Annotated in this window: 21 protein-coding genes; 14 read left to right on the top strand and 7 right to left on the bottom strand. The window is 62.2% G+C overall.

Features of this window, described 5'->3' with window-relative positions; all coding sequences use genetic code 11:
• Positions 1–60: 60 nt before the first annotated feature.
• Complete coding sequence (locus LJY25_RS01495) at positions 61–258, top strand: hypothetical protein (RefSeq protein WP_227606451.1); 198 nt, start codon at positions 61–63, stop codon at positions 256–258.
• 88 nt (positions 259–346) lie between these two features.
• On the opposite strand, the gene LJY25_RS01490 is transcribed toward LJY25_RS01495, so the two are convergent.
• On the bottom strand, positions 347–808 hold the full coding sequence (locus LJY25_RS01490) for a peptidylprolyl isomerase (RefSeq protein ID WP_227606450.1): 462 nt from the start codon (positions 806–808) through the stop codon (positions 347–349).
• 196 nt (positions 809–1,004) lie between these two features.
• Between LJY25_RS01490 and LJY25_RS01485 the strand changes: the two genes are divergently transcribed.
• The 5 genes from LJY25_RS01485 to LJY25_RS01465 all read left to right on the top strand — a co-directional run bounded on the left by LJY25_RS01485 (position 1,005) and on the right by LJY25_RS01465 (position 8,332).
• A complete protein-coding gene (locus LJY25_RS01485) occupies positions 1,005–1,637 on the top strand; it encodes a fasciclin domain-containing protein (RefSeq protein WP_227606449.1) in 633 nt (210 codons plus the stop codon).
• Between the two features lie 366 nt (positions 1,638–2,003).
• On the top strand, positions 2,004–3,419 hold the full coding sequence (locus LJY25_RS01480; protein WP_227606448.1) for an FAD binding domain-containing protein: 1,416 nt from the start codon (positions 2,004–2,006) through the stop codon (positions 3,417–3,419).
• Positions 3,420–3,639: 220 nt separating this feature from the next.
• Positions 3,640–5,946, top strand: a complete 2,307-nt coding sequence (locus tag LJY25_RS01475; RefSeq protein ID WP_227606447.1) for a xanthine dehydrogenase molybdopterin binding subunit — start codon at positions 3,640–3,642, stop codon at positions 5,944–5,946.
• Positions 5,912–6,886, top strand: a complete 975-nt coding sequence (locus LJY25_RS01470) for an XdhC family protein (protein ID WP_227606446.1) — start codon at positions 5,912–5,914, stop codon at positions 6,884–6,886. The genes LJY25_RS01475 and LJY25_RS01470 overlap by 35 nt, the downstream gene beginning before the upstream one ends.
• 162 nt (positions 6,887–7,048) lie before the next feature.
• On the top strand, positions 7,049–8,332 hold the full coding sequence (locus LJY25_RS01465) for an O-antigen ligase family protein (protein WP_227606445.1): 1,284 nt from the start codon (positions 7,049–7,051) through the stop codon (positions 8,330–8,332).
• A gap of 318 nt (positions 8,333–8,650) precedes the next feature.
• Here LJY25_RS01465 and LJY25_RS01460 read toward each other — a convergent pair whose 3' ends face one another.
• A complete protein-coding gene (locus tag LJY25_RS01460; protein ID WP_227606444.1) occupies positions 8,651–10,060 on the bottom strand; it encodes a urate hydroxylase PuuD in 1,410 nt (469 codons plus the stop codon).
• Between the two features lie 225 nt (positions 10,061–10,285).
• Here LJY25_RS01460 and allB point away from each other — a divergent pair, with 225 nt between their 5' ends.
• The 8 genes from allB (at position 10,286) to LJY25_RS01420 (ending at position 20,003) form a co-directional block, all read left to right on the top strand.
• Positions 10,286–11,623, top strand: coding sequence for an allantoinase AllB (allB, locus tag LJY25_RS01455; RefSeq protein ID WP_227606443.1), 1,338 nt, complete (start codon positions 10,286–10,288; stop codon positions 11,621–11,623).
• An 89-nt stretch (positions 11,624–11,712) separates the two neighbouring features.
• On the top strand, positions 11,713–12,972 hold the full coding sequence (locus LJY25_RS01450) for an allantoate amidohydrolase (protein ID WP_227606442.1): 1,260 nt from the start codon (positions 11,713–11,715) through the stop codon (positions 12,970–12,972).
• Entirely contained in the window at positions 12,973–13,719 is a 747-nt protein-coding gene (gene allE, locus LJY25_RS01445) for a (S)-ureidoglycine aminohydrolase (protein ID WP_227606441.1), read from the top strand.
• 16 nt (positions 13,720–13,735) lie between these two features.
• A complete protein-coding gene (uraD, locus tag LJY25_RS01440; protein ID WP_227606440.1) occupies positions 13,736–14,245 on the top strand; it encodes a 2-oxo-4-hydroxy-4-carboxy-5-ureidoimidazoline decarboxylase in 510 nt (169 codons plus the stop codon).
• Positions 14,242–14,580, top strand: coding sequence for a hydroxyisourate hydrolase (gene uraH, locus LJY25_RS01435; protein WP_227606439.1), 339 nt, complete (start codon positions 14,242–14,244; stop codon positions 14,578–14,580). The genes uraD and uraH overlap by 4 nt, the downstream gene beginning before the upstream one ends.
• A 173-nt stretch (positions 14,581–14,753) precedes the next feature.
• The gene (locus tag LJY25_RS01430) at positions 14,754–16,190 is read left to right on the top strand and encodes a DUF6986 family protein (protein WP_227606438.1); all 1,437 of its coding nucleotides are present in this window, start codon (positions 14,754–14,756) and stop codon (positions 16,188–16,190) included.
• A gap of 639 nt (positions 16,191–16,829) precedes the next feature.
• Positions 16,830–19,199 carry a SulP family inorganic anion transporter gene (locus tag LJY25_RS01425; RefSeq protein ID WP_227606437.1) on the top strand — a complete coding sequence of 790 codons (2,370 nt, stop codon included), beginning with the start codon at positions 16,830–16,832 and terminating at the stop codon, positions 19,197–19,199.
• 123 nt (positions 19,200–19,322) lie between these two features.
• On the top strand, positions 19,323–20,003 hold the full coding sequence (locus LJY25_RS01420) for a response regulator transcription factor (protein WP_227606436.1): 681 nt from the start codon (positions 19,323–19,325) through the stop codon (positions 20,001–20,003).
• Positions 20,004–20,085: 82 nt separating this feature from the next.
• On the opposite strand, the gene rsgA is transcribed toward LJY25_RS01420, so the two are convergent.
• The 5 genes from rsgA to LJY25_RS01395 all read right to left on the bottom strand — a co-directional run bounded on the left by rsgA (position 20,086) and on the right by LJY25_RS01395 (position 25,292).
• Positions 20,086–21,012 (bottom strand): ribosome small subunit-dependent GTPase A, encoded by a 927-nt coding sequence (gene rsgA / locus LJY25_RS01415; RefSeq protein WP_227606435.1) that lies wholly within the window; start codon positions 21,010–21,012, stop codon positions 20,086–20,088.
• A 146-nt stretch (positions 21,013–21,158) separates the two neighbouring features.
• Positions 21,159–22,412, bottom strand: a complete 1,254-nt coding sequence (locus LJY25_RS01410) for a 3-deoxy-D-manno-octulosonic acid transferase (protein WP_227606434.1) — start codon at positions 22,410–22,412, stop codon at positions 21,159–21,161.
• 125 nt (positions 22,413–22,537) lie between these two features.
• On the bottom strand, positions 22,538–23,176 hold the full coding sequence (locus LJY25_RS01405) for a peroxiredoxin (RefSeq protein WP_227606433.1): 639 nt from the start codon (positions 23,174–23,176) through the stop codon (positions 22,538–22,540).
• A gap of 91 nt (positions 23,177–23,267) precedes the next feature.
• The gene (locus LJY25_RS01400; protein ID WP_227606432.1) at positions 23,268–23,729 is read right to left on the bottom strand and encodes a Fur family transcriptional regulator; all 462 of its coding nucleotides are present in this window, start codon (positions 23,727–23,729) and stop codon (positions 23,268–23,270) included.
• A 246-nt stretch (positions 23,730–23,975) separates the two neighbouring features.
• Positions 23,976–25,292 carry an aspartate kinase gene (locus tag LJY25_RS01395; protein WP_227606431.1) on the bottom strand — a complete coding sequence of 439 codons (1,317 nt, stop codon included), beginning with the start codon at positions 25,290–25,292 and terminating at the stop codon, positions 23,976–23,978.
• Positions 25,293–25,369 lie beyond the last annotated feature (77 nt).

Here is a 25,369-nt window from a genome sequence, read left to right as displayed (position 1 = left end):
CGGGTAGAAGTGTTTCTTTGCATCCCTCGTCTTCATACAACCCTTACTTGTCAACGCCTTATGGCTGCTTTTGTCACCACCCGATTTGCTTGCCTGCTGCTATTTCTGGTGCTGCTGACTGCCGGCCTGAGCGCTACGGCCGCCGTACCCACGAAGCGGCCCATCTTTTTGTTCAGCAGCAAAACCAAGCGCATGCTGCACCGCCCGCATCATAAGCCGGCGCAAGCGGGCATCCGCTGGATCTTTCAGCAGAAGTAGCTCCCGGCTGCCGGAAGCTACTGGTGTATACAGAAAAAGGCCTTCCTGCTACCAGGAAGGCCTTTTCATTGGTTGGCAGGAAACAGGCTTACGCCTCTTCGCTCACGACAATCTTCTGAATCTCGTCGTTGGCCCGGATCTGGTCGATAATATCGAGGCCCTCCACCACTTTGCCGAACACGGTGTGGTTGCGGTCGAGGTGGGCGGTGTTCTGGCGGCTGTGCACGATAAAGAACTGGGAGCCACCGGTGTTGCGGCCGGCGTGGGCCATGCTCAGCACGCCGCGGTCGTGGTACTGGTTGCCGCCTTTCAGCTCGCAGTCAATCTTGTAGCCGGGGCCGCCGGTGCCGGGCGCGCCCTTGGCACCGTCGCGGGAGTTGGGGCAGCCGCCCTGCACCACGAAGTTCGGGATGACGCGGTGAAACTTCAGGCCGTCGTAGAAGCCTTTCTTGGCCAGGTCGGTAAAATTCTTGACGGTGTTGGGCGCGTCCTGCTCAAAGAACTCAACTTTCATTACGCCGTGCGTGGTGTGGATTTCGGCAGTTTTCATGGGAAGGGTGGGTAGTGGTAGTAAATGAAGGCACGATGCCGGCAAAGCGGCGGGCCAAAGGTAGCCAATCGGCCCGGGCCATAAACATCCAGCCGGTCCCTGAGGTTCGTAAACAAACCCGGCCGCCGGCCAAGCCGTTGGTTATGACGCCGGCGCCCGTATTTTTCGCCCACTTTCAACACCCAACCCTTTTCGCATGAAGCAGAATTTCCGAACCGCCGCCCTGGCTTTCTCGACCACCTGCCTGCTGGCCGCCGGCCTGAGCAGCTGCGGCTCCGACCGGGGCAGCGAAACCCAGACGGCCGCCGAAATAAAGGCGGTGCAGGACTCGGCCGCCATGCCCATCGACTCGGCCCGGATGGCGAAGCCCGACGGCGTGATGGTAGACGGCGTCGCCATGACTGGCGACAAAACCATTGTGGCGAATGCCAGCAACGCGCCGAGCGTGAGCACCCTGGTAGCCGCCGTCAAGCAGGCCGGCCTGGTGGAAACGCTCAGTGGCGAAGGCCCCTATACCGTATTCGGCCCCACCAACGCCGCTTTCGATCAGCTGCCCAAGGGAGCAGTGGCCGGCCTGATGAAGCCCGAAAGCAAGGACAAGCTGAAAGGGGTGCTCACCTACCACGTCATTCCCGGCCGACTGCTGGCTGCCGACCTGCGCGACGGGCAGGAGTTGACCACCGTGCAGGGCGAAAAGCTCAAGGTGTCGGTAAAAGATGGCAAGGTGATGGTCAACAACGCCACCGTGCAGATTCCCGACGTGATTTCCAGCAACGGCGTTACCCACGTCATCGACCAGGTATTGCTGCCCCCGGCGCCGGCCCAGTAGGCGCTTTGTTTACTCGGTTTGAAAAGCCCGGCCCCGCATGGCCGGGCTTTTTTGTGCGTACAAAATCAAAAGGCGGTCATGCAGAGCCAAAGGCGAAGCAGCTCGCGTGCTGATGATGAATTACGAATCCAACGAAGCGAGCGAGATTCCTCGACTGCGCTCGGAATGACGTTCTTGTTCAACAGCATCTGCCGCTTTATGCCGCATCCGGGGACTCTTTCCCAGAGGCATTTTTTTAAGGTTGATCTTTCCTGTAAAATCCTGTTTCCCAACCCCGAAGCCGGCTCGGGAAACCAGCTGCGTAAATGCATCCCGCATATACGAAGCGAAATGAGTATCTTGCCTATAACCTGAAGTACTATTGCCTTGATACAATTCATCCTCAACAACCGGGAAGTAAGCACTGATTTGCCGGCCGGCGCCCTGTTGCTCGACTACATCCGCTACGACCAGCGCCTGACGGGCACCAAGATCGGCTGCCGCGAAGGCGACTGCGGGGCCTGCACCGTCCTGATCGGCGAGCCCCAGCAGGATCAGCTCCGCTACCGCTCGTTTACGTCCTGCCTCACGCCCCTGGCCAACGTGCAGGGCAAGCACGTGGTCACCATCGAAGGCATCAACCAGGAAGGGCTGAACCCGATTCAGCAGGCCATGGTGGACGAGTCGGCTACGCAGTGCGGGTTCTGCACGCCGGGCTTCGTGATGTCGCTGGCCGGGCTGTGCCTGAGCCACCACGCGCCCACGCCCCAGCACGCCCTGGCCGCCATCGACGGCAACATCTGCCGCTGCACCGGCTACAAGAGCATCGAGCGGGCCGCTCTGCGCGTGGCCGGCCTGCTGGCCGACCGTCAGGACACCGATCCGGCCGAGTTTGTGGCCCAACAGCAGATCCTGCCTGAGTATTTCGCCGGCATCAAGGCCCGCCTGCAAAACCTGCCCGCCCCGAACGGTCATTCCAACGGTCAGGCCGCGGCCCAGGCTATCCAGACCGTGGGTGGGGGCACCGACCTCTACGTGCAGAAGCACGCCGAAATGGTGGAGTCGGCCAACCGCTTCCTGCTCAACAACACCGGCCTGAAGGGCATCACGCTGGAAGGCACCCGCTGCGTTATCGGTGGGGCCGCCACGGTAACCGACATGGCCGAGTCGGACGTGTTCAAAAGCCACTTCCCGGCGTTCCGCCCGTTCCTGAAGCTGGTCTCGTCGACGCCCATCCGAAACATGGCCACGGTAGCCGGCAACTTCGTGAATGCCTCACCCATCGGCGACCTGACCATCATCTTCCTGGCCCTCGACGCCACACTCACCCTTAATGATGGCGTGAGCAGCCGCACGCTGCCCCTGCGGCAGCTTTACCAGGGCTATAAGACCCTGGCCAAGACGGCCGACGAAACCATTGCCCGCATCAGCTTCGAGCTGCCCGCCCCGGCAACCCGGTTTAACTTCGAGAAAGTCAGCAAGCGCACCCACCTCGACATTGCCAGCGTGAACTCCGCCTGCGTGCTGGCGGCCGACGGCCACGTGGTTACCGCCGCCAGCTTTTCGGCCGGCGGGGTAGGGCCGGTGCCGATGTACCTGCCCAAAACCTCGGCCTTCGTGGTCGGCAAACCGTTGACGGAAGCCCTTATTCAGCAGGCCGTAGCCGTGGCCCAGACGGAAATTTCACCCATCAGCGACGCCCGCGGCACCGAGACCTACAAGCGCCTGCTGCTGGGCCAGCTGCTGAAAGGCCATTTCCTCGCCCTGTTTCCCCACCTCAACGCCCTGGAGCTGGTCAGTTAAAGAGCTGTAGGCTTCAAGCTTCAAGCCGCAAGCTTTTCTTCCAGTTGTCCTTCATCTGTCGTCCAGCGCCAGCCGAGGAACCTTATTACTGAACAACGATTCGTTGTTACGTCAATCGTTCAAACCTGATAAGGTCCTTCGCGGGGCTCAGGACGACAGGTCAAGAATGAGAGGACGACAAAAGCTTGCCGCTTGAAGCTTACAGCTCAAAAAAACACCCATGAAAAACATAGACTCAGGCAATCACACTACCGGCAGGTCGATTTACGTCGACGATATTCCGCTGGTGGCCGGCACGCTGTTCGGAGCCGCTTTTGGCTCCCCGGTAGCGCACGGGCATATCGAGCACCTGCACCTGGCCGATGCCGCCGCCCACCCGGGCGTAGTGCGCATCTTCACCTACCAGGATATTACCGGCGAAAACCAGATTGGCGGCATCATTCCCGATGAGCCGCTGCTGGCCGAGCACGTGGTGGATTTCTGCGGAATGCCCATTGCCTTCGTGGTGGCTACGTCGGAGGCGGCGGCCCACGCAGCGGTTCGTAAAATCAAGGTTGACATCACCCCGCTGCCGGTCATCACCGACCCGCGTGAAGCCCACGCCCAGGGCGAGCTGATTGTGCCCCCGCGCACCTTCCGCCTCGGCGACCCCGACGCGGCCTGGAGCCAGTGCGCCCACATCATAGAAGGCCGCGCCGACTCGAACGGGCAGGAGCACCTCTACATCGAAACTCAGGCCGCCTACGCCATTCCGGAGGAAAACGAGGGGCTGAAGATCTACTCCTCAACTCAGAGTCCCACGGCCAGCCAGCGGGCTGCCTCCCGGGTGCTGGGCGTACCGATGCACCAGCTCGAAGTCGACGTAATCCGCCTCGGCGGGGGCTTTGGCGGCAAGGAAGACCAGGCCAATGCCTGGGTGGCCCTGGTGGCTTTGGCGGCCCACATCCTGCGCAAGCCGGTCAAGTACGTGCTGCACCGCATGGAGGACATGGCCATGACCGGCAAGCGCCACCCGTACTCCACCGACTTCCGCCTGGGCCTGGACAAGGACCTGAAGTTCGTCGCCTTTGAAGCCGACTACTACCAGAACGCGGGGGCTGCCGCCGACCTTTCGCCGGCCATTATGGAGCGCACGCTATTTCATGCTACCAGCACCTACTTCGTGCCCAACGTGCGGGCCACGGCCTACAGCTGCCGCACCCACCTGCCGCCCAACACCGCCTTCCGCGGCTTTGGCGGACCCCAGGCCAAGTTTGTGATGGAGTCGGCCATCAACCAGGCAGCCGAGCAGCTGGGCGTGGAGGCGGAGGTAATTCAGAAAAAGAACCTCAACAAAACCGGGGACGAGTTTCCGTACGGACAGAAGGCCGTGAGCGAGGCTCGGGCCTGCTGGACCCGCGCCGAGGAGCTTTACAACCTGGAAACGCTGAAAAAGGAAGTGGCTTCCTTTAACGCGCAGAGCCCGATGGTGAAAAAGGGACTGGCGCTGATGCCCATCTGCTTCGGCATCTCCTTTACTAACACCTCGATGAACCAGGCCCGGGCCCTCGTGCACGTCTACTACGACGGCAGCGTGAAGGTCAGCACCGGGGCCGTGGAAATGGGGCAGGGAGTCAACACGAAGATGCTGCAGGTCGCGGCCCGGGTGCTCAGCATCAGCCCCGACAAGGTGCGCCTGCAAACCACCAGCACCAACCGCATTGCTAATACCTCGCCCACCGCGGCCAGCGCCGCCGCCGACCTCAACGGCAAGGCCGTGCAGCTGGCCTGCGAGGCCATTGCCGGCCGCCTACGGGAGGTAGCCGCCCTGGAGCTGAACGCTACGGTTGACGCCATCGAGCTGAAAAACGAGCAGGTGCTGCTGCACGGCAAGCCTACCGAGCTGGACTGGAAGAAGCTCGTCACGGCCACGTTCCTGCGCCGGGTCAGCCTCTCCGAGCACGCCCACTACGCCACGCCCGACGTGCACTTCGACAAGCGCACCGAGAAGGGCCACCCGTTTGCCTACCACGTCTACGGCACGTCCATCAACACCGTCACGGTCGACTGCCTGCGCGGCACCTATACCGTGGACGCGGTGCGGGCCGTGCACGACTACGGCCAGAGCATGAACCCGGCCGTGGACCGTGGGCAGATCGAGGGCGGCATCGTGCAGGGCATTGGCTGGATGACGATGGAGGAGCTGCTCTACGACAAAACCGGCCGCCTGCGCTCCAATACGCTGTCGACCTACAAGGTGCCCGACCTCTACTCGGTGCCCGCCGAAATTGCCATCGAGCCCCTGCAAACCGATACCGACAACTTGGCCATCTTCCGGTCCAAGGCTGTGGGAGAGCCCCCGCTGATGTACGGCATCGGCACCTACTTTGCGCTCCGCAACGCCATCAAGGCCTTCAACCCGACCTCTCCGGTGGGCTTCGATGCGCCGATGACGCCTGAAAAAGTGCTGCTGGCGCTGTATCCCCAGCCAACTCCGGCCGTGACCGAACCGCATGAACCGAGCCTTAGCCGTCTGGCAACTCATTAGCGCGAGTCTGGCCGATGAAGTGCCCGTGATGCTGCTGCAAGTTGTCGGCAGCCAGGGTAGCAGCCCCGGCCGCCAGGGCTTTCGGATGGCGGTGAATGCCCGGGGCGAAATGCAGGGCTCGATCGGGGGCGGCATTATGGAGCATAAGTTTGTGCAGCTGGCCCGGGAACGACTAACGCAGTCGGCCGCGGAGCCGGTGGTACGGCGGCAGGTGCACAACAAAACCGCGCCCCAGGACCAGAGCGGCATGATCTGTTCCGGCGAGCAGACCATTGCCCTGTACCCCATGCAGGTCGCAGACGCGGCCGCCGTGGCCGTTATTCTCCGGTGTTTGGAGCAGGAGGGAAGCGGTACGCTTACCCTGTCGGCGGACGGCCTCGGATTTTCGGCGGAGGTCCGGTCCGGTTCTAAATTTCAGTTTGAGCAGGCTCCCGATGGAACGTGGCAGTACGCGGAAACGCTGGGCTTGCGGCACCATCTGCACATTATCGGCGGGGGCCACTGCTCCCTGGCATTATCGGGGATGATGCGGCAGCTGAATTTCCGGGTGCACCTCTACGAGGACCGCGCGGAGCTGAATACCTTTCTCGAAAACGGCTTCGCCCACCAGAAAACTGCGGTCGGGACCTATGCTGAGCTGGCGAAGCTGATTCCGGCCGGCCCTGGGCAGTACGTGGTCATCATGACCTTTGGCTACCGCACCGACGACGTAGCGCTGCGGGCTTTGCTGACCAAAGAGCTGCGCTTTCTGGGGGTGCTGGGTAGTGGCAAGAAGATTGAAAAGATGCTGGCCGACTACCGGGCCGAGGGCATCGACGAGGCGCTGCTCACCCGCCTGCACGCCCCGGTCGGTCTGCCCATCCACAGCCAGACGCCCGAGGAAATTGCCGTCAGCATTGCCGCGCAGCTGATTGCCGTGCGCAACGCCCCTAAAAGCTGAGCTAACGGCCCAGGTTGTTTTGCTACATTGCAAGGCAGGAATCGGGACCGGGCGCCGAAAAAGCCGGTTTACCCCGGTCCTCCGCTGCTCGGCCGGCAGGCACCGGCCGTTGACCTATTTCACTATTTCAGTGCGCCAGCGCCTGAAAAACTACCCCTTCCCGTGCTGAATCTGGTGCAGTCCTATCATTCCGGCCGTCTTTCCCAGGTGCTGCTGTGGGTGGCCTGCATCGGGTCGGTGGCCGGGCTGCTGGCGGCCCGCTCATTTGTGGCAATTGGTCCGCTGGTAGGCATTCTGGCGGTGCTGACGAATCCGAACCTGCGGCGCGACCTGCCCGGCTACTACCGCAACGGCGCGGCCATGCGGGCCCTGGCCCTGGTGGCTTTTCTGCTGCTGACCAGCCTGTATACCAGCGACTGGGCGGCGTGGCGGCACGAGGTCTTCCGCTACCTGCCCTGGATTGCCGTGCCTCTGGCCTTTACCCTGGCCGTGCCGCTCTCAGCTTCGCAGCGGCTTTTCGTAGGCGCCTTCTTTGTTTTTGGAACCGCCGTGGTTGGGCTGGCTACGATGGCCAAGTATTTAATTGACCCGGCGGCGGCCAACGAGGCCATTCGGGTGGGGCAGAACATGCAGGCCGTTACCCGCATCTTTCACATTTCCTTTGGGCTGATGCTGGCGCTCAGCTTTTTCTGGGGGCTGCTGCTGCGCCGTCACCCCCTGGCGAACCGGGGCCTGCGGGGGCTTATGCTCGGGGCGGCGCTAACCTGCGCGCTCACCGTGCATGTGCTGGCATACCGGACCGGGCTGGTGCTACTTTACACCGGTCTGCTGGCCTACGCTCTGCCGCTGCTGGGCCGCCGCCGGCAGGCGCTGGTAGGAATCGGCTTGCTGCTGCTAGTAGCCGCGGGGCCCTGGCTGGCCTACCGTACGCTCAACTCGGTGCGGGAGCGGGTGGATTCCACCATCTGGGACGTGCAGCAGTACACGCTCGGGCACGACATCAATGACTACTCCCTGGCCCGGCGGCTGGCCGCGCTGGAAACGGCGGGCAACGTGATTCGCAAAAACTGGCTGCTGGGCGTGGGCCCCGCCGACACCCACGCGGCCCTGATGGACCAGTACAGCTGGGAGGATTTCGGCCTGCGGGTCGAAAACCGGGTCGACGTGCACAACCAGTACATCGAAGCCCTGCTGGGCGGCGGCATCGTGGGGCTGCTGGTGTGGCTGGCGGTGCTGCTCTGGCCGCTGACCCGAAGCTGGGCGCGGCGCAACGCCTACATCGGCTTTTTCATCCTGCTCCAGGCCACCGTCATGCTCTGGGCCGACGTGCTCAGCCTGCAGATCAGCCTCAATCTGTTCATTTTCGGCTATGGGTTTCTGGTAGTAGCGGGCGAAGCCGACAGGAATCGGGAGCGGTCCGGAGTGGTAGTTCCGGACGAAGCCTGAGCCCTGTAGTCCGCAGTTCCCCTCCTCAGAAGAGGAGGGGTTAGGGGTGGTTGACGTCGTTGCTGATGTTGGGGTGCTAAATGTCATCCTGAGCATTCCGCGCATCAAGCGGCGACGAAGGACCTTAGCACCGAAGAACGACTAGCGGCTGAACGATACTCATAACAACGACACGGCCAACCCTGAGAAGGTCCTTGACTACGTCGACCTTCGGTTCGCAGAGCTCAGGATGACCGCCTTTATAACCACCCCGGCCTGCGGCCACCCCTCCTTGAAAATAAGGAGGGGAACATTACCGCCTGATCCGAAAACCAGAAGCTATTTGTTCTGCGCTCCCTGGTTAATCCAGCACGCAATCAGGTCCCGCTCTTCCTGGGTCATCTCGGTTTTGTTGTTCTGGGGCATCGTCTTGGTCACGACCACGCGCTGCATGATCTTGTCCTTGAGGCGGATGATGTCCTCGGGCGTATCGTACACCACCCCGTTCGGCGGGGACTTGAATACGTCGTCGGTGGGGCGGGCCGAGTGGCACTGCACGCAGCGCCGTTGAATGATGCCCTGCACCTCCGCGATGCTGACTTCCTTGGCGCAGGAGGCGGTGCCGTTGCCGGCGGCCTTGGGCGGGGCCGTGTAGAAGGCCACGGCCAGCAGCACCAGCACCGAAGCCGGCAGAATCCAGACGTTGAGCTGCTTTTTCTCCTTCAGGTTCAGCCAGTGTTTTACGCCCGCCGTGCCCAGGGCAATGACGGCCAGAATAGCCCAGGGGTAGGCGTGCCCGAACGTACTCGGGAAGTGGTTGCTGACCATCACGAACAGCACCGGCAAGGTGAAGTAGTTGTTGTGCAACGACCGGAGGCCGGCGTTCTTGCCGAGCGTCGGGTCGAGGGGCTCACCCAGGGTGGCGGCCTTGACCATGGCTTTCTGGGCCGGGATGATGATGTAGAACACGTTGGCCACCATCAGCGTGCCCAGCATGGCGCCGAAGTGAATGTAGGCAGCGCGGGCGCTGAACACCTGGCAGTAGCCCCAGGCAAAGGCCGCCGCAATCAGAAAGCCCAGGGCCGCAAACCAGGGGCCTTTCTTCACCAGCTCGGTTTTGCAGAGCAGGTCGTACACGAGCCAGGCCACCAGGAAAGAGCCCACGCCAATGCCAACGCCTGCCAGGGGGCTCAGCGCCATCACCTTGGGGTCGATGAGCATGGAGCTGGCGTTGAAATAGTATACCACGAACAGCAGGCTGAAGCCCGACAGCCAGGTGAAGTAGGCTTCGTACTTAAACCAGTGCAGGTCGCGGGGAATTTCCTTGGGGGCGAGCTTGTACTTTTCGAGGTAGTAGAAGCCCCCGCCGTGCACGGCCCAGAGGTTGCCGGCCAGCTCGTCGCGCACGTTTTCGGTGCGGTTCAGCGCGTTTTCGAGGAAGACAAAGTAGAACGAGGCCCCAATCCAGGCAATGCCAAAGGTGATGTGCATCAGGCGCACTACGATGTTCATCCACTCCATCAGGTGGCCTTCCCAGGGCGTGCCCTGCACGAACACGTACACCAGGGCCAGCAGGTAAATCACGGCTACCACGATGAGCGTGTAGGCGAAGCCTTGCATCGTGAGGCCATTTTCGCCTAGCTTACCGCCCCGTTTGTGGGTTTTAGCCACCCGCTGCAACGTGTAGATGACGCCGACCAGGAAAAAGAAAACCAGCAGGGCGACGGAAAGAATCAGGTAACGAGTCATGAACAAAACGGGCGAAGGCAGGCAGCCGGCCGGCGCCTGCGGAACAGGGGAGGAATGAGGTTCTGCCGCAAATTATCCACCTTACCGCCCGGCTGATGGTCCGCCTGACCTGCGGAGCCGCCACCTGCTTTGCCCGGCAAGCTCGCGGCAACGAGCTTCCGTTGAGGAATGGCACGGGCCGAAGCAGCCCGGAATAAGCCCCCAATTTAAAGAGAAACTTCTTCTATGTCCGATTTTGCCCTCAAAAGTCAGCGCGTTGTCACGCCCGAAGGAGTGCGGCCCGCCCTGATTCTTATCCGCGAAGGCCGCATTGCCGACCTGCTCCCCATCGACGCGGCCGTGGACTGCCCCGTCACCGACGTTGGCCACCGGGCCGTGCTGCCCGGCGTCATCGACCCGCACGTGCACATCAACGAGCCGGGCCGCACCGACTGGGAAGGCTTCAATACTGCTACACGCGCGGCCCTGGCCGGGGGCCTTACCACGCTGGTCGACATGCCCTTGAACTCGTCCCCAGTCACCACGACGGTCACGAATTTCGAGCTTAAGCTAGCAGCCACCGAAGGGCAGCTGCACACCAACTGCGGGTTCTGGGGCGGCATCGTGCCTGGCAACGCTGGTGAGGTGGAAGGCCTGATTGCCCGGGGCGTGCTCGGTTTCAAGGCGTTTCTGACTCACTCCGGCATCGACGAGTTTCCCAACGCCACCGAGGCCGACCTGCGCGCAGTGATGCCCATCCTGGCCCGCTACAATCTGCCCCTGCTGGTGCACTGCGAGCTGACCACGGAAGACGACACCTGGAAGCAGGGCGACAAACGCTCGTACCCGAACTACCTGGCCTCGCGGCCCAAGGAGTGGGAAGATGAGGCCGTGGCGCTGATGATCCGGCTGTGCCGGGAAACGGGCTGCCCCACCCACATTGTGCACCTCTCGTCGGCCAGCTCCATTGCGCCCCTGGCGGCGGCCAAGGCCGAAGGACTGCCGATTACCGTGGAAACCGGGCAGCACTACCTGTTCTTCAACGCCGAGGACATCCGGGATGAGCAGACCCAGTTCAAGTGCGCCCCGCCCATCCGCGAAAAAGCCAACAACGACCAGCTCTGGGCTGCTTTGCAGGCCGGCATCATCGACTTCGTAGCCACCGACCATTCCCCGGCCCCGCCGGACCTGAAGCAGATTGAGACGGGTGACTTCACCACAGCCTGGGGCGGCATTGCGTCGCTACAGCTGGCTTTGCCGGTGCTCTGGACGGCCGCTGCGCAGCGCGGTGCTACGCTGCCGGACCTGGTCCGGTGGCTGTGCGAAAACCCGGCAAAGCTGGCCGGGCAGTCCCACCACAAGGGCCGCATTGCCAACGGCTACGATGCCGACCTGCTGGTGCTGGATCCGGATGCCGAGTTCACGGTGACCGAAAAGCTGATTCTGCACAAACACAAAGTGTCGCCTTATCTTGGGCGCCCGTTACGGGGCGTGGTAGAGCAGACCTACCTGCGCGGGCAGCTGGTTTACAACCGTCCGGACCTGGTGTTGCCGAATTCCGGGCAGCTGCTGGCCCGTCGGTAGCCGGACCTGAAGTGGCGATTGGCACGACTGGTTCAGCAATCCGCCCCGGCCGCAGCCTCCGAGGAACTAAATTTTAAGTAGAGCACCCTGTGAAAGATACCTTTGCCCGCGCCGAGAACCTGCTGGCGCGCATTGACCAGCTGGCCGCCATCAGTGAAGACGAAACCGGCGTGACGCGGACGTTCGGGACTCCGGCTTTTCTGCGGGGCAGCGCCCTGGTGCGCAGCTGGTTCGAGCAGGCCGGCCTGGCTACCCGCGTCGACAGCATCGGCAACGTGCGGGGCCGGCTGGAAAGCCGGCATCCCGTGGCGAAAACCCTGGTCATTGCTTCCCACATCGACACGGTGGTGAATGCCGGCAAGTACGACGGACCGCTGGGCGTGCTGCTGGGGCTGGATCTGCTGGAAAACCTGCTGGCCGCCAAAACCGGGCTGCCGTTTCACGTCGAGCTGATTGCCTTCTCCGATGAGGAGGGCGTGCGGTTTCACACCACCTACCTGGGCAGTAAAGTCGTGGCCGGCTCGTTCGACCAAACCCTGCTGACCAAAGCCGACGCCCAGGGCGTTACGCTCACGGAAGCCCTCCGGACGATGGGCGGCGACCCGGCTGCATTGGCGCAGGACGCTATTCCCGCCGACCAGTGGCTGGGTTACTTCGAGGCGCACATCGAGCAGGGTCCGGTGCTCTGGGAAAACAGGATTCCCGTGGCGTTGGTCACCGCCATTGCCGGGCAGCAGCGCGTGGAGCTGACGTGGCGGGGTATGGCCGGTCACGCCGGTACCGTGCCGATGGATATGCGCCAGGATGCCCTGGCCGGCGCCGCCGAGTTTGTGCTGGCCGTCGAGCAGTTCGGGCTTCGCCACAAAGCCGAGCTGGTAGCTACCGTAGGCAAGCTGGACGTACGCGGCGCGGCCAGCAACGTGATTCCCGGCGACGTCGTCTGCAGCCTCGACCTGCGCAGCGCCGACGCCGCCTGCCTCGGCACCGCTTATGAGGAGCTGCGCAGCCTTGCCAGTCAGATTGCCGAGAGCCGCCGCCTCACGCTTCACTGGAACCCGATTCAGCAGACGGCTCCGGCCGTGTGCGATGCGCACTTAAACGAACTGCTGGCCCAGGCCATCGGCGAAGCCGGGCACGCGGTAGTGCCGCTCGTGAGCGGGGCCGGCCACGATGCCGTACCCGTGTCGGCCGTGGCGCCGGCCACCATGCTGTTCGTGCGCTGCTATAAAGGCATCAGCCATAATCCGCTGGAAAACGTGGAGCTGGCCGACGTCGCTGCCGCCATCGACGTATCCGACCGTTTCCTGCACCTGCTTTCAACCCACTACCAAACCCACCACTCCGCTTAAATGGAATTACCTGCTCTCACCCGCTCGGTTGTCAAGCGCAACCACGCCATCATTGCCCCCGACGGCTACATCAACAGCAACGTGCCCGGCTGGACCGGCTGCACCGTCAATGTCATCATCAACGAGCAGATGGGGGCCCGGCTGTGCCAGACCATCGTGACGCTGCGGGAAGGCGGGCAGCTGGAAGGCCGGACAGAAGCTTCGCAGATCTTCTTCTACGTCGTCGAAGGCCAGGTGCAGGTTAGCGCCGGCGGGCAAGACCGGAGTCTGGCCAAGGGGCAGTTCGTGTACGTGCCGGTAGGGCAGGAGTACCGCTTCCAGAACCCAACCGAGAGCACCCAGCTGCTGACCTTCCATAAGGTATACGAACCCCTGGCGGGCCACCCCGCGCCCACCGTCGTGTTCGGGGAGAAAGATGACTCCAAGGCACCCATCTACATGAACGACGACGCGCTGCGCATCCAGGAACTGCTGCCCAACGAGCTGAGCTTCGACATGGCCGTGAACATCTTTACCTACGATATGGGCGGCCGCCTGCCGATGGTGGAAACCCACATCATGGAGCACGGCCTGCTGTACCTGCAGGGCGAGGCCATCTACATGCTCGACCAGCAGTGGTACCCGGTCAAGAAAGGCGACTCGATCTGGATGGCCCCCTACTGCCAGCAGTGGGCTACTACCATGGGCAAGGAGCCCTCGGTGTACATCTACTATAAGAACGTAAACCGCTTTCCAACTTCGGTGTAGCCTCGTTTCTATCAAAATGACTTTAACTGAACTCAACAACCTGTCCCGGCCCGAGCTGGAAGACGCCCTGCGCAAGTGCTGCGGGGCCGAAGCCTGGGTGCAGGGCGTGGCGGACGGGGCGCCATTTGCTTACGAGGAAACCCTCTACGAGCGGGCCCAGGCCATCTGGTACGGCCTCTCGGAGCCCGACTGGCGCGAGGCGTTCACGCACCACCCCAAGATCGGGCAGGACGTCGGCTCCCTGCGTGAGAAGTTTGCCAGCACGGCCCAGTGGGCCTCCGGCGAGCAGGGCGCGGTGCAGGCCGCCTCGGAAGCAACGCTGCAGGCCCTGGCCCGCGGCAACGAGGAGTACGAAGCCAAGTTCGGCTACATCTTTATCGTGTGCGCTACCGGCAAGACCGCCGACGAGATGCTGGCCCTGCTGCAGGAGCGCCTGCCCAACCCGCCCGAAGACGAGATTCACATTGCCACCATCGAGCAGGCCCGCATCACCCAGCTGCGCCTCGAAAAGCTGCTTTCCGCATGAGCCAGATTACCACGCATATTCTTGACACGACGCTCGGCAAGCCGGCCCAGGGCGTTACCATCGTGCTGTCGGCCCGGCGGGGGGAAGGCTGGCAGGAACTGGCCCGGGGCGTTACGAACCAGGACGGCCGTATTGCCAACCTGCTGCCTACCGACGAGCCCCTGCCGCTGGGCATCTACCAGATGCGGTTTGAAACCAAGGAGTACTTCGACCGGCTCGGTACCGCCGGCTTTTACCCGCTGGTGGAAATCGTGTTCGACGTAGCCACCACCGCCCATTACCACGTGCCCCTGCTGCTGAACCCCTTCGGCTACGCCACCTACCGCGGGTCGTGAAGTAATAGTTGTCAGTTGCTGGTTGTCCGTTGTCAGCTTGTGCTGATAAAGCGGATGGCCGCACCCTGACAATCATCTGCCTATTACTGATGTCAAGGCGTTCTGCCCTGCCGATAAAGTGCTGAACTGCACCCTGACAACGGACAACTAACAACGGACAACCAAATTCCCACATGAAACTCAGCATCCAAGACGCCGACAAAGCCCAGCTGCTCGACCAACTCGGCGAGGCCAACCGCCACTTCCAGCAGGTGTACCCCGGCGACAAGCCCGACCGCCAGCCGGTGCACACCGTGTACGGGGGCGCCAACCTGTTCAAGGCCGACACCTGCGTGCGCATGGGCGACATTGCCCTGAACAACCTGAAAACCTACGCCCCCAACTTTGCCGAGCTGGCCCGGGTGCTGAAGCTGCACGGCTACGAGCACCTGCCCACGCTTGAAAAAGAAGTGGCCGACCTCACTGCCCGCCTCGATGCCATGAGCCCCGAGGAGCGCAAGCAGGAGCACGCCTGGCTGGCCTATTCGGTGTACAACAAGATGGTGCAGAAGCTGCAGACCGAGCCGGTCGAAGACTTCCGCGTGGACTTCGAGGACGGGTTCGGCAACCGTCCCGACGCCGAGGAAGACGAAACCGCCGTGCGCGCCGCCAAAGAGGTAGCCAAAGGCATGGAGCAGGGCACCCTGTCGCCCTTTATCGGCATCCGCATCAAGCCCTTCACCGAGGACCTCAAGGCCCGGGGCGTCCGCACCCTCGACATCTTCCTGACCACGCTGCTGGCCGAAACCGGCGGTAAGCTGCCCGACAACTTCGTGGTGATGCTGCCCAAGGTGACCATCCCGGAGCAGATGACCACCATGGTGCGGTTTTTCGAGCTGCTGGAGAAGGCCAACAACCTCGCTCCCGGCACGCTGAAGATGGAGACGATGGTGGAAGCCACCCAGATCATCATGGACGAGGAAGGCCGCAACCCGCTGATGCGCATCATCCGGGCCAGTGAGGGCCGCTGCGTAGCCGCCCACTTCGGCACCTACGACTACACCGCCTCCGCGGGCATCACGGCCAAGTACCAGACCATGGCGCACCCCGTGTGCGACTTTGCCCACCACATGACCAAAGTGGCTCTGGGCGGCACCGGCATCTTTTTGTCGGACGGCGCTACCAACGTGATGCCCATCGGGCCGCACCGGGGCGAGAGCCTGAGCTTCGAGCAGCTGCGCGAAAACCGGGAGTCGGTGCACAACGCCTGGCGCCAGGGCTTCCACCACACCACGCACTCGCTCATCAACGGCCTCTACCAGGGCTGGGACCTCAACCCGGCCCAGCTGCCGATGCGCTACGCGGCCACCTACAGCTTCTTCCTGAGCTCCTACGACGATGCCCTGAACCGGCTGCGGACGTTTGTGGAGCGGGCCGCCATTTCCACCCTCACCGGCGACATTTTCGACGATGCTGCCACCGGCCAGGGGCTGCTCAACTTCTTCCTGAAAGCCATGAACTGCGGTGCCATCACCGAAGAGGAAGTGCTGGCTACCGGCCTGACGAAAGACGAAATCCACAGCCGCTCGTTTTTCCGCATTCTCGAAGGCCGCCGCAAGCAAAAGGCGTAGACCTGCCGGGTTTTTTTATGCAACACCCCGCTGCCCGTTTTCAGACGGTCGGCGGGGTGTTTTTTGTTGGCCCGGCGCGAACAGAGCCGGGTTCGTGGGAAGAGAAGAAAGATTCCGCATTAAGGACCGGTTAAGGGCATTAAGGCGCTTTAAGTATAAAATTAAAGCCTTTTCGAGCTGCCAGCCAGGGGTAGGCCGCAGGATGGTAGCAGGCAAAACAGGCCACTGGGCAATGGTTGAGCCCCCAAGCGGGAAGGCATAAGCCCATGACTATCAGGGTTTCATTTCCTGCCTTCCCGGTCATCTGTCCGGTGGGTTCATGTTGCGGAATTATGTTGCCGGGGCAGCCGACAAGTGCTTGATTGTCTTCTGGTTCTCTAATATTTTTTTAATGGAAATCTAATAGCCTTCTAATTCCTCTTTAATTCTACGGTTGAGTTGGGCCTCTACCTTTGTCGTAGAAAAACCAGCCGACTGTTCCCCCGGTGGCTGCGTGTTCCGCCGAACCGGTTTCTTCAACTGTTTCGGACCAGCCCACAACCGGTTCCCCCGCCGGCTCCGCGACCCGCCCGCTTTCTGTCCTTGTCTTTTTCGCTGCTTTCAAGCAGTGCCGGAACCCTCATGCCTATTTCTTAGCCAATGAAAAGTGTTGCATCAACCTATAAACCCTGGGATTTCAGCTATTTCAGGAGTGATTTTCAGGGCGGCCTGGTGTCGTTTCTGGTGGCCGTACCGCTGTGCCTGGGCATTGCGCTGGCCTCGGGAGCCCCGCTTTTCTCGGGCATCATTGCCGGTATCGTAGGTGGGCTGGTCGTAGGGGCGCTGAGCCGCTCAGCCGTAAGCATCTCCGGGCCCGAGGCCGGGCTGATTCTGGTGGTGGTGAGCGGCCTGGAGGCGCTGGGCTCTTTCCGAACCCTGCAGGTCGCCATCTGCGTGGCCGGCCTGCTGCAGGTCGTTATGGGCATTGCCAAAGCCGGCATGATTAGCAACTTCTTCCCTTCTTCGGTGATTAAGGGGATGCTGGCCGCCATCGGCCTTATTCTGATCCTTAAGCAGCTGCCTCACGTGCTGGGCTACGATGCCGATGCGGTCGAGTCCCTGGCTTTGTTTTCCTGGAACGGGGGCAATCTTAAAGATCTGCTCGGGCATGCCATCCGGGAGTTCATCCCGACCGCCCTGGCTATTGCCGTGCTGAGTCTGGGCGTGCTGCTGGCCTGGGAGCAGCCTTTCTTTAAGCGCCACGCGGTGCTTTCGGCAGTTCCGGCTGCCCTGGTCGTGATTGTGCTCGGAGTCGGGCTCAATGCCCTGGCGGGGCTGCTGGACCCTGCCTACGGCTTGGCCGGCTCTCACCTCGTGCAGCTGCCGGTGCCGAAAAGCGCCTCGGATTTCATGGACCTGTTCACCCTGCCCGACTTCTCGCAGCTCGCCAACCCCCAGGTGTACCCGGTGGCGCTTTCCATTGCCCTGGTGGCCAGCCTGGAGGCGTTGCTGGCCGTGGAAGCCACCGACGAGCTGGACCCGCTCAAGCGTAAAACGCCTACGAACCACGAGCTGAAGGCCCAGGGTGCCGGCAACGTCATCAGCGGCCTGCTCGGCGGCCTGCCCCTGACTTCGGTGATTGTGCGCAGCTCGGTGAGCATCAACGCCGGTGGGCGCACCAAGCTGGCGGCCCTTGTACATGGCAGTCTGCTGCTGCTGAGCGTGGTGCTGTTTCCGCGCCTGCTCAACCTGGTGCCCTGGGCTGCCCTAGCCGCCATCCTGCTCGTCACCGGCTATAAGCTGGCCCGGGTAAGCATCTTCCGGCAGCACTTCGCTGCCGGGCTATCCGAATTTCTGCCTTTCATGGTGACCATCGTCGCCATCCTGCTGACCGACCTGCTCATCGGCATTGGTATCGGGGCGGCGGTGGGACTGTTCTTTATCCTGCGCGAAACCTACCGCAACGCCCATTTCTTCCAGCGCTACTCCGTCGGCGGGCAGGAGCACCTGCGCATCAGCCTGGGGGAGCATGTGTCGTTTCTGAACAAGGCCAGCATTATGACGGTGCTCAAGGACATTCCGGCGGATACGACGGTGGAAATCGACGGCACCAACTCCGCCTTTATCGACCGCGACGTGCTCAGCGCCATCGAGAACTTCCGCGAAACGGCCCGGCAGCGCAATATTCAGCTGGTGTTCCTGCGCAAAGGCGACGACTACGCTCAAAACCTGGCGAGCCAGCCCCACGTGAGCAGCAAGGAAGCCGACTTTGAAGCCTATTACAAGCTCTTCGACAACAACCGCAACTGGGTGGCCGAGAAGCTGCGCCGCAACCCGCGGTTTTTCGAGCTGGCCGCCCAGCAAACCCCGAAGTTTCTGTTTATTGGCTGCTCCGACAATCACGTGGCAGTCAGTGAGATGACCGGTACGGCCCCCGGTACCGTGTTCGTGCACCGCAACGTGGCCAACCTGGTGGTCAGCACCGACCTGAATCTGGCGTCCGTGCTGCAGTACGCCGTCGACGTGCTGCACATCCAGCACATTATCGTGTGCGGGCACTACGGCTGCCGGGGCGTGAAAGCGGCCATGCAAAGCGAGGATGCGGGGGTGGTGAGCGGCTGGCTTAGCTCGGTACGGGAGGTGATGCACAAGCACGACCACGAACTCGGCGCGCTTGAAACCGAGGATGAGCGGTACCGCCGCCTCGTGGAGTTGAACGTGGTTGAGCAGGTGTACCACCTGCACCAGAATGCAGCCGTGCAGCAGGCCTATCAGCGCGGTGCGGCCCTGCACCTGCACGGCTGGGTCTACGACATCCACGGTGGCATGGTCCGCGACCTGGAAGTGGACGTGCGCCGCGACTTTGCCGAGTACGACACCATTTTCCGCTACCAAGTAGCTCCCGAAGGCCTTCGCCGGCTGTCCGGCACCCTTTACCAGGCCCCTTCCATCTTCTCGGTCAGCACTGGCAAGGGCGCCATCATTGCCATTCCGCCCTTCGACGGCGACGCGGCCCTGGGAGTACCGTAGTTCCCGTCCGGCTTACCATCCCAAGCTGAGTATCATCCCACCCGACGTGTCTGCTTATTACCTGCCGCCATTCCGGCGCGTTCCCACCGTTCCGGTGCGGCGGCATCATTACCCTACGCGAGGATGAAGTTATTACTTGTAGAAGACGACCTGATGGCCGCGGCCGTGCTGAAAAGCGGGCTGGAAACCCACGGCCTGGAAGTGGGCGTGGCCCTGAATGAAACCTCGGCCCGGCAGATGCTGGCGGTTGCCGGCTATACGGCCGTGCTGCTGAAAGCTGATCTGCCCACGGGCGGCGGCTTTGCGTTGTGCCGGTTTATCCGGCAGCGCCACGACAAGCTGGCGGTGCTCATGTTCACCTCTTCCGGCTCCACGGAGGATAAGCTGCGCGGGTTCGATGCCGGAGCTGACGACTATCTGGTCACGCCATTTGCGCTGGGCGAGCTGCTGGCCCGCCTGCGGGCCCTGCACCGGCGCTGGCCCCAGGCTGCCCAGGAAAACGTGCTGAAAGTGGCCGACCTTGAGCTGTACGGCAAAAGCAAAATCGTGAAGCGCGGTGCCAGGCGCATCGACCTCACCGGCCGGGAGCTGGCGCTGCTGGAGTATTTCATGCACAACCAGGGCCGCGCCCTCACCCGCCACGAAATCGTGCACAAGGTCTGGGCGCTGTCGTTCGATACCCGCACCAATCTGGTGGACGTGTACGTGAACTACCTGCGCAAAAAGATTGACCGGGAGTTTACCCCCAAGCTGATTCACACGCTCAACGGCGTGGGCTACATCCTGGAGGAACGAGCCAGCTAAACCAACCCGACGGAGCCGGTCGCCGGTTTTTACTTCGGCCCGGGAAATCGGCGCCGCCTTAACCTGATCGGGAAGGAGCTGCTTATCCGCGGTTGTTGTCGTTGGCGAGCATGCTCAGGTAGCTGTCGTAGCGGGGCAGGGCAATGCGGCCCTTGTCCACGGCTTCGCGCACGGCGCAGCCCGGCTCCTGCACGTGCCGGCAGTTGTGGTAGCGGCACTGGTTGAGCATGGCCCGCATCTCGGGGAAAAAGTGCGCCAGCTGAGCCGGCGGAATGTCGACCAGCCCCAGCTCCTTGATGCCCGGCGAGTCGATCAGGTAAGTGCCGGGGCGCACTTCCAGCATCTCGGCGAAGGTGGTCGTATGCACGCCCTTATCCGAGAACTCACTGATTTCGGCCGTCTTCAGATCCAGGTCCGGCACCAGGGCGTTGATAAGCGTGCTTTTGCCCACGCCCGAATGTCCCGACAGCAGCGTTACCCGCCCGTCCAGCAGGGCATCAACTTCCGCCACGCCCTCGCCCGTCGCGGCCGAGCAGCGCAGACTGTCGTAGCCGGTGCGCTTATACATTTTCTGAATCTGATTCTGGTAGTCGTTCAGGTCCTCATCGTACAGGTCGACTTTGTTGAAGATCAGCTGCACGGGAATCCCGTAGGCCTCCGCCGTCACCAGAAACCGGTCGATAAAGCCAAACGACGTCGCCGGTGACACCAGCGTTACGACCAGCAAAGCCAGGTCCAGGTTGGCGGCCACGATGTGGGCGTGCTCGGTTTTGTGCACCGACCGGCGGATGATGTAGTTGCGGCGGGGCTCGATGTGGTGAATCACGCCCGCGCCCTCGGTCTGCTCCTCCACCGTAAAGTCTACCTGGTCACCCACAGCCAGGGGGTTGCTCACTTTCAGGTCGTGGTTTTTGAACTTGCCCCGCAGGCGGCAGCGGTGCAGCTTGCCCGTGCTGGTTTCGCGCACCAGATACCAGGAGCCGGTAGATTTAACAACGGTACCGGTCATGTGGTAGAGGGGGATAAGATGGGTGGAGCGGTTTTGCCCGGAAACTTCAGGAGCCTACAGACGGGCGTTTTCGCCTGCAAGGTACGGCTGGGACTGCGGATGATGCGAATCCGGCTGGTGCCCATACCGTTCGAACGGGCGGAAAGCTAGCTTTTCATCATCTCTTTCTCCAGCCAGCGCATGATGGTGGCAGTAGCCCCGGCTTTCTGCTGAATGTACGTCAGGCTGGTTTCGCGAATGACGGCGCGGGTGCCGGCGTCAAGCCAGAGCGGCTCGAAAGCAGCCTGCAGCTCAGCAGTAGAAGTTATTGGGAAGGCGCAGCCCAGGCGTACCAGGTCCTGGGCTTCCTGAAACTTGGCGTAAACCGGTCCGAAGAACAGCGGGAGCCCAAAGGCCGCGGCCTCCAGGGTATTGTGCAGGCCCTTGCCGAAGGCCCCGCCGATGTAGGCGTAGGAGCCGAACCGGTAAAGCTGGCTGAGCAGGCCCACGTTGTCCATCAGCAGCACCCGGGCCGGGGCTGCGTTGCTCACAGTAGCCGCTGAGTAGCGCAGAACCTGCCCGGGTAAGGCTGTTTCCACCAGGCTGAGGTTTTCGACGGTTACCTCGTGGGGCGCCACGATAAAGCGCATCTGCTGCTGGTAGCGCTGCATCAGCGGAATCAGGGCGGGCAAATCTTCGGGCCAGCTGCTGCCAATGACGAAAACCGGCGCCTGGTCGGCCGTGAAGGCCGAAACGATGGGCAGGTCCCGGGGCGGGGCTGCGGCGGTGCGCAGCACCGTGTCGAACCGGGTGTCGCCGGCTACGCTTACCTGCCCGATACCGGCCGTGTGCAGCAGCGCAGCAGAAGCTTCGTTCTGCGTGAAGATGTGCGCGAATCCACCCAGGATACGCCGGAAAAGGCTGCCCCAGGGCTTAAAGAAGGCTTGCTCGGGCCGGAAGATGGCCGACACGGAAATGGCTGGTATGCCGCGCTGCTGCAACTGGGTGAGGAAGTGGTACCAGAACTCGTACTTGACAAACACGGCCAGCCGGGGCTGCACCAGCTCCAGAAACTGCCGGGCATTGGCGGCGGTGTCGAGTGGGAGGTAGAAGACGTAAGCTGCGCCCGGCCAGTTTTTGCGGATTTCGTAGCCGGAGGGCGAGAAAAACGTCAGCACAATCTGGTAGTCGGGGTACCGGGCGGCAAAGGCTTCCAGCAACGGCCGGCCCTGCTCAAACTCACCGAGCGAGGCGCAGTGAAACCACACCCGCGGCGCGGCCTGTCCCGCCAACTCCTGCCGGATGTGGGTTAGCAGGTTCCGCCGCCCATCAGCCCACTGCCGGGCTTTGGGCACGAACGGGGCTACAAGCTGCAGCAGCAGGGCGTAGAGCCGCACGCCAATGTTGTAGAGAAAAAGCAAGTTTCGAAGCTTGGGTATCGGGTAATTGAATAGCCGGCAAAAATACGCGTTTGAAGGCGGGGAAAACGAAAAAAGCCCCAACCAACTGGTCGGGGCTTTTCACGCGTCGTCTTTCTAAGACCTAATTAGTGAGCCGCCTGCTTGCCGAGGTAGCTGGCAACGCCCTCGCGGGTGGCCTGCATGCCTTCTTTGCCTTCTTCCCAGTTGGCGGGGCACACCTCGCCTTTAACTTCGAAGAACTGCAGGGCATCCACCATGCGCAGGGCCTCGTCGATGCTGCGGCCCAGCGGACCGTCATTCACAAGCTGGTGGCGCACGATGCCGTCCTTATCGATGAGGAACAGGCCGCGGTACGCTACGGGCGAGCCTACGAAGGTCATTTCGCCCTGCTCGTTGTAGTCGTAGTGGCCGCCCAGCACGTCGTAGTTGGCCGCAATGGTCTTGGTTGCGTCGGCTACCAGCGGGTAGGTTACGCCCTCGATGCCGCCATTGTCGCGCGGGGTCTGCAGCCAGGCAAAGTGCGAGAAGTGCGAATCGGTGGAGCAGCCGACAATAGCAACGCCTTTGGCCTCAAACTCGGCGAGGCGGTCCTGAAACGCAATGATTTCGGTGGGGCAAACAAACGTGAAGTCAGCGGGATAGAAGTAGAAAATGACGTGCTTCTTGCCCAGGTAGCGTTCGAGCGAGAAGTCCTCCTCAAATTCGCCATCGATTACGGCCGTAGCCTTGAAAGAAGGAGCACGTTTGCCAACGAGAACTGCCATGGTAGGTGGTAAAAGGTAAGGGTAAGTGAAAAATGGAAAGTTGCGGGGGTAGAAACCTTGAAATGCGGATTCCGAAAAATCAGTCTACGCTCTAGTGGGGCTCAGACGCTTTGCGGCCGGTAATGTGCAGGGAAAAGGAGTGGGGCTGGAAGCCTTTCAGCTGCCGGGCCGCGAAGAACTCGGCTATCAGCGCATCCAGTTGCGGGTCGCAAAAGTCCAGAATCTCCTGGGTGTCGGTGCAGTACAGGTGATGGTGGGCCGAGCAGTCCGCGTCATAGCGGCGGTTGCCCTCAGCAGCCGGCACGCGCCGGGTCAGGCCGGCTTCCACAAAGGTGTCCAGGGCCTTGTACACGGTGCCCAGCGACAGGGTAGGGTTGGCCGGCCGCAGATGGCGGTGCACCTGTTCGGCCGTGGGGTGCCCGGGCAGCGTCAGCAGGGATTCCAGAATCACAATCCGCTGCTGCGTGGCACGCAGGCCGGCCCGGCTCAGCCGGTCGTGCAGGGCGTCGCGGTCGGGGGCCGGCAGGTGCGCAGAAGGCAAGGAAGTGTCCATAGATAAGAATGATTCTCCGCAAAGGTACCGCAATAAGCCCGTTTCGGCCAAAAAGGTTTGCCCGGACAGAACGTAAAAACAACTGCCGGACCGGTAGTTTCCTGGTTTAGCGGCTTTTACAACTGGCCGGCGGCGAGCTGCAAACGGCGGGAGCGTGGTACCGGAGCACGGATCAAGAGCAGACCCGGCAGCCGGGACGGAGGCTGGCCCCAGCATTTGAATTGGGGTCTACGCGCTCAAGGCCGCCTACAGCAGCGCGTCCTGGCCAGCCGGCAGCGTCTGCGACACAAACTGAAAGGTTTGCCGGGTACGCTGCTCCAGCAGCAGCCGGCGTCCCCGGGTAAGCCGCGCGATGCTGGTCGCATCGTAGTTCTTGATGGTATACAGCTCCAGGTCCGTGTTGTAGTGAATCGTGAACTGGCTGCGCAGCTGGTCGAGCAGCTTTTCCAGGCGGTAGGCCGAAAAGTCGGTGCACACCGAAAAGGAAATGGCCGAGTTCTGCATCAGGTTAATCTTCAGCCGCACCTGGGCCAGCACGCCGAAAATCACCTCCAGGTTTTCCTCGGAAATAAACGTCAGATCCTTTGACTCGAACGAAATCAGACACTGGTTGTCTTTGCGGATAAACGCCGGGGCCAGGGGCTCGTGCCGCCCGTCGCCGATGCGCGTTCCCTCGGCCGCCGGGTCCACAAACGACTTTACCAGCAGCGGGATATGGCGCACGGCCAGCGGCTTGATGGTCTTGGGGTGAATGACGGAAGCGCCGTAGTAGGCCATTTCAATCGTTTCCTGGTAGGAAATCCGCGGGTAGCGCACTGGGTCGGCAAACACCTTGGGGTCGGCGTTGAGCAGGCCGGCCACGTCCTTCCAGATCGTCACCGATTCGGCCTGCAGGCAGTAGGCAAAGATGGCGGCGGTGTAGTCGGAGCCTTCCCGGCCCAGCGTGGTCGTCTGCCCGCTGGCCGTGCCGCCCACGAAGCCCTGCGTGACGATGGGCCCTTGGGAGAAAAGGGGCAGCACTTCGGCGCGCACGTTGCGCTCGGTCGTGGGCCAGTCGAGCCGGCCTTCCCGCCAGGTGTGGTCGGTGCGCAGCAGGGGCCGGCAGTCCAGCCACTGCGCCGCCAGGGCCCGGGCCACAATCACCGTGGCAAGCAGCTCCCCAAAGCTCACCACCTGGTCGTACTGCCGGTCAAACTCCCCGGGGACAAGCGTGGCCAGCCGGTCGCCAAGCTGCTCAAACAGCCGGGCCAGCGAAACGTCGCCAAAGGTCACGTGCGGAACGGCTTCCGGGGGTGCATCGGCATCGAGGTTTAGCTCCCGGGCCATGTCGCAGTGAAACTTCTTCAGGGCCGCCAGGGCGGTGGAGTAGTCCTGCCCGGCGTGAGCCAGCTGAAACAGCTCCTCCAGGGCGTTGGTCGTTTTGCCCATGGCCGAAACCACAATCAGGAGCTGGCTTTCCTGCGCGTGCTCGCGTACAATTCGACCCAGGTTGCGAACCGAACCGGCATCTTTTACGGAGGCGCCCCCGAACTTATAAACCTTCAGAACCGGCGTGTGCTGCATGGGCCAAAAGTAGGCAGGCCGCCGCAGATGTGGCGAAAAAGCTTAATTTTGTAGACCCACCGCACACTTCTTCTCAC

The sequence above is a fragment of the Hymenobacter translucens genome (assembly GCF_020685205.1).
Lineage (GTDB): Bacteria > Bacteroidota > Bacteroidia > Cytophagales > Hymenobacteraceae > Hymenobacter > Hymenobacter translucens.
Note: the sequence above shows the minus strand (reverse complement) of the source record. Positions and strands in the feature narration are given on the sequence as shown.

What these genes read in the sequence shown, in the direction of transcription:
- uraD (WP_227606440.1), top strand. Translation starts at nt 13,736, where the DNA reads ATGACTTTAACTGAACTCAACAACCTGTCCCGGCCCGAGCTGGAAGAC.
- LJY25_RS01425 (WP_227606437.1), top strand. Translation starts at nt 16,830, where the DNA reads ATGAAAAGTGTTGCATCAACCTATAAACCCTGGGATTTCAGCTATTTC.
- LJY25_RS01430 (WP_227606438.1), top strand. Translation starts at nt 14,754, where the DNA reads ATGAAACTCAGCATCCAAGACGCCGACAAAGCCCAGCTGCTCGACCAA.
- allE (WP_227606441.1), top strand. Translation starts at nt 12,973, where the DNA reads ATGGAATTACCTGCTCTCACCCGCTCGGTTGTCAAGCGCAACCACGCC.
- LJY25_RS01475 (WP_227606447.1), top strand. Translation starts at nt 3,640, where the DNA reads ATGAAAAACATAGACTCAGGCAATCACACTACCGGCAGGTCGATTTAC.
- LJY25_RS01405 (WP_227606433.1), bottom strand. Translation starts at nt 23,176, where the DNA reads ATGGCAGTTCTCGTTGGCAAACGTGCTCCTTCTTTCAAGGCTACGGCC.
- LJY25_RS01395 (WP_227606431.1), bottom strand. Translation starts at nt 25,292, where the DNA reads ATGCAGCACACGCCGGTTCTGAAGGTTTATAAGTTCGGGGGCGCCTCC.
- uraH (WP_227606439.1), top strand. Translation starts at nt 14,242, where the DNA reads ATGAGCCAGATTACCACGCATATTCTTGACACGACGCTCGGCAAGCCG.
- LJY25_RS01495 (WP_227606451.1), top strand. Translation starts at nt 61, where the DNA reads ATGGCTGCTTTTGTCACCACCCGATTTGCTTGCCTGCTGCTATTTCTG.
- rsgA (WP_227606435.1), bottom strand. Translation starts at nt 21,012, where the DNA reads ATGACCGGTACCGTTGTTAAATCTACCGGCTCCTGGTATCTGGTGCGC.
- allB (WP_227606443.1), top strand. Translation starts at nt 10,286, where the DNA reads ATGTCCGATTTTGCCCTCAAAAGTCAGCGCGTTGTCACGCCCGAAGGA.
- LJY25_RS01485 (WP_227606449.1), top strand. Translation starts at nt 1,005, where the DNA reads ATGAAGCAGAATTTCCGAACCGCCGCCCTGGCTTTCTCGACCACCTGC.
- LJY25_RS01400 (WP_227606432.1), bottom strand. Translation starts at nt 23,729, where the DNA reads ATGGACACTTCCTTGCCTTCTGCGCACCTGCCGGCCCCCGACCGCGAC.
- LJY25_RS01420 (WP_227606436.1), top strand. Translation starts at nt 19,323, where the DNA reads ATGAAGTTATTACTTGTAGAAGACGACCTGATGGCCGCGGCCGTGCTG.
- LJY25_RS01460 (WP_227606444.1), bottom strand. Translation starts at nt 10,060, where the DNA reads ATGACTCGTTACCTGATTCTTTCCGTCGCCCTGCTGGTTTTCTTTTTC.
- LJY25_RS01490 (WP_227606450.1), bottom strand. Translation starts at nt 808, where the DNA reads ATGAAAACTGCCGAAATCCACACCACGCACGGCGTAATGAAAGTTGAG.
- LJY25_RS01470 (WP_227606446.1), top strand. Translation starts at nt 5,912, where the DNA reads ATGAACCGAGCCTTAGCCGTCTGGCAACTCATTAGCGCGAGTCTGGCC.